Source organism: Serratia sp. HRI (assembly GCF_010119335.3).
GTDB lineage: Bacteria > Pseudomonadota > Gammaproteobacteria > Enterobacterales > Enterobacteriaceae > Serratia > Serratia nevei.
Window position 1 is genome coordinate 1,533,605 of sequence record NZ_CP083690.1, and the last position, 14,172, is coordinate 1,547,776.

Sequence of the window (14,172 nt, forward strand, 5' to 3'; positions counted from 1 at the left end):
GTTCCTTATCCCGCCAGGTTAAACACGCCAAACATCAGCGCCGAGATTGCCGCGATGGTGAATCCCACCAGCGTTTCATACGGCAACAGCTTCAGCCGCTCGTGCACCGCCATATTGACGCTGCCACCGGTAGCGTGGAAGAAGCTGCCGTGCGGCAGGTGATCCAGCACCGTGGCGCCCGCATGGATCATCGCCGCACCGGCCAGCCCGCTCACGCCCAGCTCGAGCAGCGTAGAGCTGAACACCCCGGAAGCCACGGCGGTGCCGGCGGTGGTCGACGCGGTCGCCATCGACATCAGCGCGCCGGACAGCGGCGCCAGAAGCCAGGCCGGCAGCCCGGTGTTCGTTAAGCCGTTAATCAAAACATCCTTCAGCGCCGAGTTGGCGATAATGCCCGCCAGCGTGCCGGTGCCGAGCAGCATGATCGCTACCGGCGCCATGCGCGACAGGCCGGAGACCATAAAATGATTGCACTGGCGGATACGCCCCATCAGCAGCGCGCCCGCCAACCCGCCGGCCGGCAGCGCGATCAGCGGATCGACGGCGATACCGGCGATCGGCCGCAGCGACAACAGCAGGATCGCCACCAGCGGCGCGCTGATCGCCGCAGCGAAGCCCGGCCGCGCCCCTTCGCCATGCTGAGTCAGCTCTTCGGCCATCACTTTGCTGCCTTTATCGCTCAGGCGGCGCGCCAGCAGATAGGCCACCACCAGGCCGCACAGCCCCGGCACGATGCCGGCCATCATCACCGAAGTGAGCGGCACGTGGAAGTTGTCCGCCGCCGCAATGGTGTTCGGGTTGGGCGACATCACGTTGCCGGCCTTGCCACCGCCGATCATCGCCAGCAGGATCGCCGCGCGCGAAATGCCGGCCTTCTGGGCGATCGACAGCGCGATCGGTGCGACGGTGATCACCGCCACGTCGATAAATACCCCCACCGCCGTCAGGATCAGTGTAGCCACCGCCAGCGCCAGCAGCGCGCGGGTTTCGCCCACCTTGCGCACGATGGTTTCAGCGATGGTGTGCGCCGCGCCGGATTCGATCAGCACCCCGGCCAGCACCCCCGCCGCCAGAATGCGCATCACGGCGTTGGTGATGCCCTGCGCCCCGCCGATCATCAGCGTTACGGTCTGCACCAGGTCGGCGCCGCCGCACAGCCCGCCCGCCAGCGCGCCGGCGATCATGCCGTAAGCCGGTGGCACCTTGCGTAGAATCAGGACGATGGCGACGGCTAACGCCACCAGTGCCCCCAGAGTGGATACGGTTGTCATTGTTGTTTTCTCCGTGGTTGATGTGCAGGCCAACATATCCCGCACGCCCGGCGTTGGCCTGAGGGGAAACAACAAAAAATCGCCGGGTGAACGGCGTGAAATTTGTGGGTTGGCACAACTCAGTCGTGCATCAACATACCGATATATAACCGCAGAGCGTCGGTTAATTGATTGATTTTCATGCCGGTTATCGCTTCGATGCGCTGCAGGCGATAGCGCAGGGTATTGACGTGGATATGCAGCTGCGCGGCGGTCTGCGTCTGATCACAATTCTGCGAAAAATAGTGGCGCAGCGTGCCGCGCAGCACGCCTTTTTCGTCCTGTTCGCCCAGCGTCCGCCAGGGGCGCCCCAGCTCCTGCGCGCGCCAGTCCTCCCCCAGATCGCACAACAGCGACGGCAGCGGGTAGTCGTGGTAGAACAGCGTGGCATGACGCAGTTTCAGGCGCTGCGCCATCGCCTGGGTGGCGCGCGCCGTCAGGCTGGAACGGTAGGCGCTTTGCGGATCGTCATAAAAACCGCCGACGATCAAGCGCACCCGAAAGCGGTGTTTGAGTTGGTTTTGCAAACGCTGCGCCTGCTGGCGTTCCAGCTTAAGGCTCCATTCGCCCTGCGCCATGCAGGCCGGGCGCAGCAGGGTCATTTCATTGAAGCCGGTAATGGCGATCAACGCATCGCGCTGGGTGGCCTCCAGCTCCGCCAGCAGCTCGCGCAGCAGGTGCGGCTGCGCCTCTTGCAGCTCGACGATCCACACGATGCGCGCCTGGCGCAGATCCAATCCCAGATACGCTGCCATCGCTTCCAGCGACGCGTTGTTCGGCTGCGGCTGCAGCAGCTGGTTCGCCAGCTCTTCCCGGTAGCGCTTTTCCCACTGGTGCTGATCCAGCAGCGCCGCCTGCTCCACCATCATCTCCGCCGCCATCTTCACCAGCTCGGCGTAGGCGCGCACCTCGGCCGGTTCGCCGGAGATGCCGATCACCCCCACCCGCTGGTTGCGAAAGCTGAACGGCAGATTGATGCCGGGCCGCACGCCCTTCAGGTGCTCGGCGGTGGCGCGGTCGATTTCCACCACCCGATTCTCCGCCAGCGCCAGCACCGCGCCTTCATGGCGCTGGAACAGGCGTTGGGGGTTGCCGGAGGCGATAATCACGCCGTTGCTGTCCATCACGTTGACGGAATGGCTGATGATGCCCATCGCCCGCTGGACGATCTGGCGCGCGGTGGCTTCCGCCAGAAGATTGGTTTGTCTGAGCATGCCCGGCTCCCTGCTGAGGGTGAAAACGCAGGCTTGTTATACGCCATTTGGCGCGGGCGATTAACGGGCACGGCCGCAACAAGCCGCCGCGATCACAATTTGGCGGGAAAACGGCAAAAAAAACGCCGGGCCACAGGCCCGGCGTCATGCACAATCCGCTTGCGATCAACCGAGGATGGTCGCCAGCTCTGCGCTCACTTCGGCGACCTTGCGGGTGCCGTCGATTTTGCGGTATTGGGTGTTGCCCGCTGCCGCTTCTTTGCTGTAGTAAGAGATCAGCGGCGCGGTCATCTGATGGTATTCCACCAGGCGCTTGCGCACGGTCTCTTCCTGATCGTCCTTGCGCGTGGTCAGCTCTTCGCCGGTCACGTCGTCTTTGCCTTCCACCTGCGGCGGATTGAACTTCACGTGGTATACGCGGCCGGACGGCGCGTGCACGCGGCGGCCAACGATGCGGTCAACGATCAGCTCGTCCGGCACGTCGAACTCCAGCACGAAGTCCACGTTGATGCCGGCTTCTTTCATCGCGTCAGCCTGCGGAATGGTGCGTGGGAAACCGTCCAGCAGGAAGCCCTTGCGGCAATCTTCCTGAGCGATGCGCTCTTTGACCAGCGCGATCACCAGCTCATCGGTCACCAGCTTGCCGGCGTCCATGATCTCTTTCGCCTGCTTGCCCAGTTCACTGCCGGCCTTCACGGCTGCGCGCAACATATCACCGGTGGAGATTTGCGGAATGCCGTATTTCTCCATGATGAATTGAGCCTGAGTACCTTTACCAGCGCCCGGAGCGCCCAGCAGAATGATACGCATTGCGTAAATCCCCTTGCTATGTAGTTTTTATAAAATTGCGAAAACGCTCAACGATACCATTTCAGGGGGGGCAGGCTCAAGGCGCGCGAAGGAAATCGATTGCGGAATGTGCAAAAAAGCGGGCAAGCAAAAGGCGAGAAAAAGCGGGGGAAAATCGGCAATGCGCCCCTAACGGTGCCGTTAAGGGCGCATATCTTCAGCTTTAGGCGGACAGTAACTTATTCATGCGACGGATGAACAGGTTCGGATCCTCCAGCGTGCCGCGTTCAGCCAGCAGCGCCTGATCCAATAACAGGTCGATCCATTCGGCGAAATGTTCGTTATCGCCCACGTCGGATGCTCGTTTGACCAACGCATGCTCAGGATTAAGCTCGAAAATGTACTTCACTTCCGGCGCCTGCTGGCCGGCGGCGGCGAACAGCTTGGCCATCTGGGTGCTCATTTCGTCGGCGTCGGTTACCACGATCGCCGGCGTATCGGTCAGGCGGTGCGTCAGGCGCACATCCTTCACGCGCTCGCCCAGCAGGGTTTTCACGCGTTCGATGAAGGGTTCCAGCTGCTTCTCGGCGGCCTTCTGCTCTTCGGTTTCATCCGCCAATTTATCCAGCGTTTCATCCGCTTTGCTGACCGACTGGAACGGCTTGCCGTCGAACTCGGTCAGGTAGCTCATCATCCACTCGTCGATGCGATCGGACAGCAGCAACACTTCGATGCCTTTCTTGCGGAACAGCTCCAGGTGCGGGCTGCTCTTGGCGGCGGCGTAGCTGTCGGCGGTGATGTAGTAAATCTTCTCCTGCCCTTCCGCCATGCGGCCGACATACTCTTCCAGCGACACGGTCTGCGCCGAGCTGTCGCCGTGGGTGGAGGCAAAGCGCAGCAGCTTGGCGATCGCTTCCTGGTTGCCGTTGTCTTCCGCCGGGCCCTCTTTCAGCACCAGACCGAACTGCTGCCAGAATTTCTGGTAGCCTTCGGCGTCGTCTTTGGCCAGCTTATCCAGCATCTGCAGCACGCGCTTGGTCAGCGCGCCGCGCAGGTTTTGCGTCACGCGGCTGTCTTGCAGAATCTCGCGCGACACGTTCAGCGGCAGATCGTTGGAATCGATCAGACCACGCACGAAGCGCAGGTAGTTCGGCATGAACTGCTCGGCGTCGTCCATGATGAACACGCGCTGCACGTACAGTTTCAGGCCGTGCTTGTGATCGCGGTTCCACATGTCCCACGGCGCCTGCGCCGGGATATACAGCAGGCTGGTGTACTCCTGCTTGCCTTCCACCCGGTTGTGGCTCCAGCTCAGCGGATCGGTGAAATCGTGGGCGATGTGCTTGTAGAACTCTTTGTACTCTTCATCGGTCACGTCAGCCTTGCTGCGGGTCCACAGGGCCTGTGCCTTGTTGATCTTTTCCCAGGTGACAGTATCGTCTTCTTCGTTTTTGCTTTCGATCTCTACCGGCAAAGCGATGTGATCGGAATATTTGCCGATCACCGAGCGCAGGCGCCAGGCGTCGAGGTACTCCTCTTCGCCTTCGCGCAGATGCAGGGTGATCTCGGTGCCGCGGGTCTCTTTGGTAATATCGGCGATGGTGTAGTCGCCTTCGCCGGCGGACTCCCAGAACACGCCTTCGTCATCGGCGGCGCCGGCGGCGCGGGTACGCACGGTCACTTTGTCCGCCACGATGAACGCCGAGTAAAAACCGACGCCGAACTGACCGATCAGCTGGCTGTCTTTCGCCTGGTCGGAACCAATGGATTCCAGGAACGCTTTGGTGCCGGACTTGGCGATAGTGCCGAGGTTTTCGATCACTTCTTCGCGGCGCATGCCGATGCCGTTGTCGGCGATGGTCAGGGTGCGCTGCTCTTTATCGAAGGACAAGCGTACGCGCAGCTCGCCGTCACCGGCGTACAGCTCTGGCGCGGACAGGGCGCGGAAGCGCAGCTTGTCGGCGGCATCAGAGGCGTTGGAAATCAGCTCGCGCAGGAAAATTTCTTTGTTGGAGTACAGCGAATGGATCATCAAATGAAGCAGCTGTTTTACTTCAGACTGGAACCCGCGGGTTTCTTGACCTTTCATACTCATTGATTACCTCAAAAGACAATGGCTACCAAAATCGAACAATGAGGATCAGATGAGGGTCAGGGTCTTGTTTTTCAAGCGGACGGCGGGAGATTTTTGGCAAAAAAAAGACGGGGCCGAATGGCCCCGTCCGGGAAAACATCAGAACTTGATGGCGTGACGCCCGGCCAGCGAATGCGACAACGTGGTGCCGTCGACCATTTCCAGCTCGCCGCCCACCGGCACGCCATGGGCGATACGGCTGGCGAGCACGCCATACTGGCCGCACATCTCGGCGATGTAGTTGGCGGTCGCTTCCCCTTCCACCGTCGGGTTGGTAGCGAGGATCACTTCGGTGATGCTTTCCTTTTCCAGCCGTTGCTCCAGGCGATCCAGACCGATATCGCCCGGCCCGATGCCGTCCAGCGGCGACAGATGGCCCATCAGCACAAAGTAGCGCCCGGCGAACTGGCCGGTCTGCTCGATGGCGTGGATATCCGCCGGGCTTTCCACCACGCAAATCTGGCCGTTTTGCTGACGGCGCGGATTGGCGCAGATGGTGCAAACGTCCTGCTCGGTGAAGGTGCGGCAATCGGCGCAGTGGCCGATCTCCGACATCGCGCGCGTCAACGCCTGCGCCAGGCGCATGCCGCCGCTGCGATCGCGCTGCAGCAGCTGAAACGCCATGCGCTGCGCCGATTTCGGGCCGACGCCCGGCAGGCATCGCAGCGCCTCCATCAGGGATTCAAGGAGCGGGCTGGTTTGCATCAGAACGGCATCTTGAAGCCAGGCGGCAACTGCATGCCGCTGGAGACGGAAGCCATTTTCTCTTTCTGAGTTTCTTCGATGCGGCGCGCGGCGTCGTTAAACGCGGCGGCGATCAGATCTTCCAGCATGTCTTTGTCGTCTTCCATCAGGCTAGGATCGATCTCCACGCGGCGGCAGTTGTGCGCACCGTTGATGGTGACTTTCACCAGGCCCGCGCCAGATTCGCCGGTCACTTCCAATTTGGCGACTTCTTCCTGCATCTGCTGCATTTTTTCTTGCATTTGCTGGGCTTGCTTCATCAGGTTGCCCAGACCGCCTTTACCAAACATAGTCGTCTCTCGTCGCTAGGGCCGCGCACCTCGCGCGGCGTTTAAAGGGGGCGGATACTCTCTTCATCCAGATCCGCGTCGAAGAACCGGCACAGCGTCTGAATATGGGTATCCGCAACGATGGACTGGCGCGCCTGCGCCAGCTTTTCTTCATAGATGGCTTGTCGCCACTCCAGCGGGGTGCGCTCCGCCGGATTATCGTCCTCTATCACGGTCAGCTCGATCGGGCTGCCGTACAGCTCACCGAGCGCTTCGGCCAACGTCTTCTGCGCCGAAGGCGAATTCAGATGACGCTGCGAAGACCGCAGATGGAGGCAAATCTTGCCCGCTTCCGGCTGCTGCTTGAAGGCGTTCAACGCCAGCTGCTGCACCAGTTTCGGGATCTTCAGCCTGTCGATTTCCGCCGCCCAGGCGTCGCGCTCCAGCGACTCCACCACCAGCTTGGCGGCCAGCTCCGGCGTTTTCTCGTGCTCCAACGCCGTGCGCAGCGCTTTCGGCGTCGCCAGCGGTTCCGGCGCCGCTTCCGGCTCGGTCTGCGCGCGCCAGCGATAGGCTTCCGGCTTAGCCGGTTTTTCCGGCACCTTCTTCTCTGCCAGACGCTGCTGGCTACGCTCGGTCACGGAAGCCAAACGCCCCAGCGCCGAGTTTGCCGGCCGCGCTATTCCTGGCGCCGCCGGCTCATTCTTTTTTGGTGTGGATGCTCCCTGCTGCCGCTGCAGCTGGGACCGCGCTTTCAACAGCTGGGCGGTGGCATCCGGTAATGGGGTCGATGATTGTCGCGGTGGCGCGGCCGGCTGCCCTAGCGGCGGCGGCGCGTCCTGAAACTGCGGCGGCTGTTGCGGTGCAGCGGCCTGCGGCTGCGCCATCGGCGCCGGCGCGGTCTGCACCAACGCCACCGGCTCCGGGATCACCGCTTTCGGATGAAACGCCAGCGCGCGCAGCAGGGTCATCTCAACCCCCATGCGGCGATCCGGCGCATAGGCCAGCTCTTTGCGGCCCACCAGCAGCGTCTGGTAGTAAAGTTGCACGTCGGCCGGCGGCAAAGTGCGCGCCAGCTCGCGCAGCCGTTGTTCCACGGCCGCGTAGTGGTTGTCGAGCATCGAAGGCAGCAGCTGCACCATCGCAATGCGGTGCAGCAGCGCCAGCGTCTCCACCAGCAGGTTTTCCCAGTCCACGCCGCGCGAAGCGGCCTGCGCGACCTGCGCCATCACCTTTTCGCCGTCGGCGCTGACCAGCGCTTCGAGGATCGCCAGCGGCTGCTCGTCATCGAGCGTGCCGAGCATCTGGCTGACGGTGGCGGCGGTCACCTGCCCCTGCCCCATGGCGATCGCCTGATCGGTCAGGCTCAGCGCATCGCGCATGCTGCCGTCGGCGGCGCGCGCCAGCAGCTGCAGCGCACGGGCGTCGCTGGTGATCTGCTCCGCCGTCAGCACCGTTTCCAACTGCTGGCGGATCTGATCGACGTCCAGCGCCTTGAGGTGGAACTGCAGGCAGCGCGAGAGAATGGTCACCGGCAGCTTTTGCGGATCGGTGGTGGCCAACAGGAATTTGACGTGCGGCGGCGGCTCTTCCAGCGTCTTCAGCAACGCGTTGAAGCTGTGGCGCGAGAGCATGTGCACTTCGTCGATCAGGTAGACCTTGAAGCGGCCGCGCGCCGGCGCGTACTGGACGTTATCCAGCAGATCGCGGGTATCTTCCACCTTGGTTCGGGAAGCGGCGTCGATCTCGATCAGATCGACGAAGCGCCCCTGCTCGATCTCGCGGCAGTTGTCGCATTGGCCGCACGGCGTGGCGGTGATGCCGGTTTCACAGTTCAGGCCTTTGGCCAGCAGGCGCGCGATGGTGGTTTTCCCCACGCCGCGGGTGCCCGAGAACAGATAGGCGTGATGGATCCGCCCCAGCGAGAGGCCGTTGGCCAGCGCGGTCAGGACATGTTCCTGGCCGACCACGTCTGCGAACGTTTGAGGGCGCCACTTACGGGCGAGAACCTGATAGCTCATTAATACCGGAGAAGTCGAGGAATCTGGAGGGTCATGCTAACACAGCCCCGCGGCGATCCGCGAGGCCGTTGTGCCCAAGGGGCGATGCCGCCTCAATGGCCGGCGAAGTCCACCAGGCAGTAGCAGTCGATGCCCAGCTTGTTCAGACGCGCTTCCCCGCCCAGATCCGGCAGGTTGATGATGAACGCGGCATCTTTCACTTCACCGCCCAGGCGGCGGATCAGTTTGGTGGTCGCCTCGATGGTGCCGCCGGTCGCCAGCAGATCGTCCACCACCAGCACTTTGTCACCCGCGGTGATGGCGTCGGTGTGGATCTCCAGCTTGTCGGTGCCGTACTCCAGCTCATAGCTTTCGCTAAGCGTGGCGCGCGGCAGTTTGCCCGGTTTACGCACCGGCACGAAACCGACGCCCAATGCCAGCGCGACGGGCGCGCCGAACAGGAAACCACGCGCTTCGGTACCCACCACCTTGGTCACGCCCGCTTCGCGATAGCGCTCAACCAGCAGCTCGATGCTGGCGGCGTAGGCCAACGGATTTTCCAGCAGGCTGGTCACGTCGCGGAACAGGATGCCCGGCTTCGGATAATCCGGGATGGTTTTGATACTGTCTTTAATAAACTGAAGCTGCTGCGCAGTAGCGGTCATAATTGTTGCCTGATAAAACTGCCTGAAAACCGGCGCGCCGCTCACCCACCGCCCCCGGGTGAAACACACCGGAGAAGAAATGGCAGGCGATCCGCGCACGAAAACGCCCAAATCTATGCAAACTGGCGGACAAATGCAACTCTCCCCTGCATCTTTCAACCCGCAGCGTTGTTGACTGCACGCATTCCCCCCGGTCACTTACCTAAGTAAGCTCCCGGGGATGCCTGCGTTTGTCGCGTGGCTGCGGCTTGAAAGCTATTGGGGAGTTTAAGGTACAATCAGCGCTGTTTTTGTTGCGACAGGTCAATAACCGGCAGGCGCAGCATAAAGGTCAGCAAAATGGCCAGCATCAGCAGCAACAGCCCGCGCACCCACCAGATTTTCACCAGCCACAGCGAACAGGCGAAGGTGAGCACGATCACCAGCACCGCCTTCCACTTCGCCCCCGGCGGCAACGCGCGATGCTGCTGCCAGTGGCGCAGGTAGGGACCGAACCAGGAGCGGTGCAGCAGCCAGTGATGAAAGCGCGGCGAAGAGCGGGCGAAGCACCAGGCGGCCAACAGCAGGAACGGCGTGGTCGGCAGCAGCGGCAGCACCACGCCCAACGTCGCCAGCACCACCGCCAGCCAGCCTAAAATGATCAATAACCCACGCGTCATGCGGCTCTTCGCTCCTCAATCGGTTGCCGCCTACTGTAGCATCGGCGCCGCGCCGGCGGAATATGCGTGCGGCGCTTGTTTCACGGCAGGATCGCGGGCAAGCTTACGCCTGTTGAAATCAAGAGGGAGCCTATGTGAGCACTCAGCGTCTATTACAGGTGTTGGCACAGCAGATCGCGGCGCTGGCGGCCGAAGTGACCCCGCGCGGCGATGTGCCAATCCCGCAGGCGCGCTTCGACGCCGCCCTGTTCGCCAACCGCGGCACGCGGCTGCGCGACTACCTGGCCGAGGTGGAAAAGAATTTCGCCCAGCTGCAAAGCGCCGCCAACGACAGCCGCACCAGCCAGGTGGCCTTTCTGGCCGAAAAACTGGTGGCTCAGATCGCTGCCCTGCAGCGCGAGCTGGCAACCCAGGCGCTGCGGCGCAAGAACCAGCCGAAAGAAGCCCCCGAGGCCGATCTGTACCACAAGCTGGCCGAGCATCAGGACTACGAACGCCGGCTGATCGGCATGATTCAGGATCGGGAAAGCCTGCTGGGGCGCCAGACCACGCTGGCGGCGCAGCAAAAGCTGCAGCACGAGCTGGCGGCGCTGGAGGGGAGACTGATGCGCTGCCGCCAGGCGCTGGCGCGCATCGAACGCAATATCGAGCGCAAAGAAAACGGTTTTTGAAGATTTATCACAATATTTTAATGATTATTCCCGGTTGCGCGCCGGGTTCACTATACTCTGCCGGTACGCGAGTTATTCATCCCATTAATTAATATAAGCGCAGGTGCTATGTCTCTGGAAAACGCGTCACCCGAACTGCAGCTGGCGGTAGACTTGATTTACCTGCTGGAGTGCAACGAGATCGATCCGGTTACCGCGCTGGCGGCGCTGGATATCGTCAAACGGGACTATCAGGAAAAGCTGCAGCGCGCCGGCGTCACCTCTCCCTATCTGCCTGCCGGACAGTGAGCAGGGACAGCGCCGCTGTCCCTTTCGTCTTTCAACGCTTATCAGCCCGCCGTCTGGCCGCCTTCATCCGGCGACAGCGTTCTTTTCACTTCCTGCACTTCGTTGCCCTGCTGGTTATGCAGATAGACCTCCAGCTGGTTGAAAGCGATGTCGATGTCGTTTTCCCGACACAAACGATCGATTGAGCGGTTCAGCTCGTCCACGGTGTAGCTGCGATCGCGCAGTTCGCGCACGTACAGCCGCAGCTCGTGATCCAGCGTGCTGGCGCCGAAGCTGAGGAAGAACACCTGCGGTTCGGGATCGGTCATCACCCGCGGGTTGTCGTGCGCCGCCTGCAGCAGCACCTTTTTCACCTTGTCGAGATCGGAACCGTAGGCCACGCCCACCTTGATCAGCACGCGGGTGATGGTGTCGGACAGTGACCAGTTGATCAACCGCTCGGTGACGAACGCCTTGTTCGGAATGATCACCTCTTTGCGATCGAAGTCGGTAATGGTGGTGGCGCGAATGCGGATCTTGCTGACCGAACCGGAGAAGGTGCCGATGGTGATGGTATCGCCGATGCGGATCGGGCGTTCGAACAGAATGATCAGGCCGGAGACGAAGTTGGCGAAGATTTCCTGCAGGCCGAAGCCCAGCCCGACCGTCAGACCGGCGGCCAGCCATTGCAGTTTGTCCCAGGAGACGCCCAGCGATCCCAGCGCAACCACCGCGCCCACGGCGGTGATCAGGTAAGTGAGCACGGTGGTGATGGCATAGGATGCCCCCTGCCGCAGCTGCAGCCGCGACAGCACCACCACCTCCAGTAAACCGGGCAGGTTGCGGGTGAGCACGTAGGCGACGATCACCGCGGCGATCGCCACCATCATGTTGCCCAGCGTCACCGCCTGCGACACGCTGCTGCCCGCCACGGTGCTGGTGTAATGCCACAGCGTGATACTGTCCAGGTAAGCGATGACCGTCACCAGATCCGACCAAATGGCGTAGAAGGCGCTGGCGAAGATAGCAAACAGCACCAGAGTGGTCAGGCGCAGCGACTGCTGGTTGATCTGATCGAGCGCCAACGGCGGCTCCTCCACCACCGGCTCGCCGCCTTCGGCCCCCTCCTTCGCCACGTTTTGCCGCCGCGCCAGCGCGCGCCGGTAGGCCAGACGCCGCGCCGCCACGCTCAGGCCGCGCAGCGCGGTCAGGTACACGATATTCCACAGGAAGAACAGATACAGGCTGTCTATCCAACGGCTGGCCAGACGCAGCGTGGTATAGAAGTAGCCGGCGAACATCAGCCCCAGCAGGATCAGCGGCGTGGCGGCGAGCGCGGTGACCACCACCAGCCGCACGGCGTGCGAGCCCTTTTCACGCCAGCTGTCGCGGCACAGCGGGAACACCAGCACCGTGAGCAGCGCCAACGTCAACATCACCACGATCTGGCCGATGACGTCCTCCACCAGGCGCAGCGGCGCTTTTTCGCCCAAGACCGACCAGAAGATCAGCGGCTGCAGCGCCAGCCCCAGCCGCAGCGTCTGGCGACGGTAATGCGCGCACAGGTTGGCGCCGAAGTTGAAATGCCGCTCGGCGATGCCGCCCGGTTTCAGCATGCGGTAGCTGAAGCCGAACACCAGCCATGACAGCGCCAGCTGCTGCGACAGCGCCCAGATAAAGTCGCTGATGCCGAAGTCCGCGCGATACATCCAGAAACCGACGCCGAGCAGCAGCGCGGCGCCGGGCAACACCTTCAGTAAGGTCAGCGCGATGGCCTTCGGCGTATGCAGCTGGCCGTCGCGTTTAAGTTGCCCCACGTCGTTGGCCAGCTTTTGCAGATGGCCGTCGATCAGCCGGTAGCGCCAGCGCAATAGTCCGATCGCCAGCAGCATCGGGATCAGGAACACCAGCGCATTCAAGCCGCCCTGCAATAGCTTGCCGCCGTCGAATTTGATATCGAGCCCGGCGAGCTGATCGCGCACCGCCTCAGGCATCGCCTTCAGCCACGCCAGATCGACCGGCTTGTTACTGTTGACCCAGAAAATCTGCTGGGTCAGCGTATCCTGCAACGAACCGTAGACGCTGGTCAGCTGCTGCTGGTTGATCTGCAGGTTGATCGATAACGACAGCTGGTTGCTGAGCTGCTTGTTCAACTGATCCAGCAGCTCGCGGCGCATGTCGACAATTTCGTTCAGCGCGTCGATCACTTCCGGGCCGGCCTTTTCCTTGCTTTCGGCCACCAGCTGGTTGATGTAATCCTCCCCCTTGAACAGATCGTCGCGTTGCTGATTGATATCGAACTGCTCCAGCCGCAGATCGGCGATGCGCGTGTCTATATCCGCCAGCAGCGTACCCTGGGGCAGGCTCTGCTGCTGCTGATACAGAATGCGCGACAGCACCAGGCTGCCCTTCAGCACCTGAATCTGCTCTTTCAGGTTACGTTCCGCCTGCAGACCGCGATCGAGCCAGTTTTTGACCCGAATATTCTGCTGGAACAGGGTGTTGCTCTCTTCGGTGGCGGCGATCAGCTGCTGACTCAGCTGGCGGTTGACGTCCAGCTGCTTGCTGACCAACCGATCGTGCTGGATATCGGTGGCGTCTTCCGGATTCTGCGCCTCTTTGGCGGTTTTTTCAGACAGCGTCAGGCGCTTGCTGTTGACGAGCTCCTGCAGCAGCTGCACCGACCGATCCAGCGCGTCGATATGCGCCGTGGTGTAATCGCGCTGTTTTTGCAGCAGATCTTGTAGCGTGGTGTTGGCTTCCAGGCTCTTGCGCTGCAGTTCCAGCTGCGCGTTAAGCAGCGCCTGTTCGGTGTTCAGCATCACCTGCTGGCTGTTGCGCAGCGAATCTTGCCCCGGCGTCTGGCCGCTGAGCTGGCTGCGGATCTCCTGCAGGCGCTGCGAAGCGGCGTACATGGTGCTCTGCACCCGTTCAGGCTGGGTTTGCAGCGACACCAGTTGGCTGTTGTAGGTGGAGAGGCTCTCCTGCGCGCTTTGCAGCTCGTCGAGCGTTTGATACAGCCGGCTTTCCAGCTGGCGCAGCGACAGCGGCAACAGCGCGGCGCGCGCGGCCGCGTTGTCCGTCGGCCGCTTCAGCGCATCCAGTTCGGCGGTGACCTGATTGAGCTTCGCCGGCGCCTGCTGCACCTGCTGTTTAAGCTGTGCGGCGTCCTGCCGGTTGCGCTCGATGGCGTCCAGCAGCTCCAGCGTACGGGTTAAATCCTGTTGGGAGAGCTTTTCGACCGGCGTCAGGGCTTTTTGCTTGTTCAGCGCTTCCAGCTGGCTTTGCACTTCGCTGCGCTGCGGCAAATCGCCATTCAGCGCCGCCTGTGCCGGCAAACAGCACGCAAAAATCAGGAAAAGAAGGGTCGCAGCGGCGATGCGCCGCCGGCATGCGCCGACAAACGTGAGCGGCGCCAGAGAAGGCAGAGTCAACCAGCGATGCATGATT

Annotated in this window: 12 protein-coding genes and 1 other annotated feature; of the genes, 2 read left to right on the forward strand and 10 right to left on the reverse strand. The window is 62.1% G+C overall.

All coding sequences use genetic code 11. The features are described 5' to 3' along the window. Window positions 1–5 precede the first annotated feature (5 nt). From GF111_RS07510 to GF111_RS07550, 9 genes are all read right to left on the reverse strand, one after another. Window positions 6–1,271 (reverse strand): GntP family permease, encoded by a 1,266-nt coding sequence (locus GF111_RS07510; RefSeq protein WP_080491414.1) that lies wholly within the window; start codon window positions 1,269–1,271, stop codon window positions 6–8. Between the two features lie 119 nt (window positions 1,272–1,390). Next, the gene (locus GF111_RS07515) at window positions 1,391–2,524 is read right to left on the reverse strand and encodes a sugar diacid recognition domain-containing protein (RefSeq protein ID WP_038875009.1); all 1,134 of its coding nucleotides are present in this window, start codon (window positions 2,522–2,524) and stop codon (window positions 1,391–1,393) included. 165 nt (window positions 2,525–2,689) lie between these two features. Beyond that, window positions 2,690–3,334: an adenylate kinase gene (gene adk / locus GF111_RS07520; RefSeq protein WP_004940261.1), complete on the reverse strand. Its 645-nt coding sequence runs from the start codon at window positions 3,332–3,334 to the stop codon at window positions 2,690–2,692. A 202-nt stretch (window positions 3,335–3,536) separates the two neighbouring features. Further along, entirely contained in the window at window positions 3,537–5,402 is a 1,866-nt protein-coding gene (gene htpG, locus GF111_RS07525; protein WP_038875006.1) for a molecular chaperone HtpG, read from the reverse strand. Window positions 5,403–5,546: 144 nt separating this feature from the next. Next, complete coding sequence (gene recR, locus GF111_RS07530; RefSeq protein WP_004940263.1) at window positions 5,547–6,152, reverse strand: recombination mediator RecR; 606 nt, start codon at window positions 6,150–6,152, stop codon at window positions 5,547–5,549. Continuing rightward, window positions 6,152–6,481, reverse strand: coding sequence for a YbaB/EbfC family nucleoid-associated protein (locus tag GF111_RS07535; protein ID WP_025301790.1), 330 nt, complete (start codon window positions 6,479–6,481; stop codon window positions 6,152–6,154). The genes recR and GF111_RS07535 overlap by 1 nt, the downstream gene beginning before the upstream one ends. Before the next feature lie 41 nt (window positions 6,482–6,522). Then, the gene (gene dnaX / locus GF111_RS07540; RefSeq protein WP_038875002.1) at window positions 6,523–8,481 is read right to left on the reverse strand and encodes a DNA polymerase III subunit gamma/tau; all 1,959 of its coding nucleotides are present in this window, start codon (window positions 8,479–8,481) and stop codon (window positions 6,523–6,525) included. Next, window positions 7,126–7,190 (reverse strand) — a sequence feature (DnaX frameshifting element). (Overlaps the previous gene by 65 nt.) 92 nt (window positions 8,482–8,573) lie before the next feature. Further along, entirely contained in the window at window positions 8,574–9,125 is a 552-nt protein-coding gene (gene apt / locus GF111_RS07545) for an adenine phosphoribosyltransferase (RefSeq protein WP_019454166.1), read from the reverse strand. Between the two features lie 278 nt (window positions 9,126–9,403). Further along, window positions 9,404–9,784, reverse strand: a complete 381-nt coding sequence (locus GF111_RS07550) for a DUF454 family protein (protein ID WP_019454167.1) — start codon at window positions 9,782–9,784, stop codon at window positions 9,404–9,406. A gap of 134 nt (window positions 9,785–9,918) precedes the next feature. Here GF111_RS07550 and priC point away from each other — a divergent pair, with 134 nt between their 5' ends. Then, the gene (priC, locus tag GF111_RS07555; RefSeq protein ID WP_038875000.1) at window positions 9,919–10,455 is read left to right on the forward strand and encodes a primosomal replication protein PriC; all 537 of its coding nucleotides are present in this window, start codon (window positions 9,919–9,921) and stop codon (window positions 10,453–10,455) included. Between the two features lie 108 nt (window positions 10,456–10,563). After that, complete coding sequence (gene rsmS, locus GF111_RS07560) at window positions 10,564–10,743, forward strand: pleiotropic regulatory protein RsmS (protein WP_004940278.1); 180 nt, start codon at window positions 10,564–10,566, stop codon at window positions 10,741–10,743. A 41-nt stretch (window positions 10,744–10,784) separates the two neighbouring features. On the opposite strand, the gene mscK is transcribed toward rsmS, so the two are convergent. Then, complete coding sequence (gene mscK / locus GF111_RS07565) at window positions 10,785–14,168, reverse strand: mechanosensitive channel MscK (RefSeq protein WP_038874998.1); 3,384 nt, start codon at window positions 14,166–14,168, stop codon at window positions 10,785–10,787. Window positions 14,169–14,172: the final 4 nt, after the last annotated feature.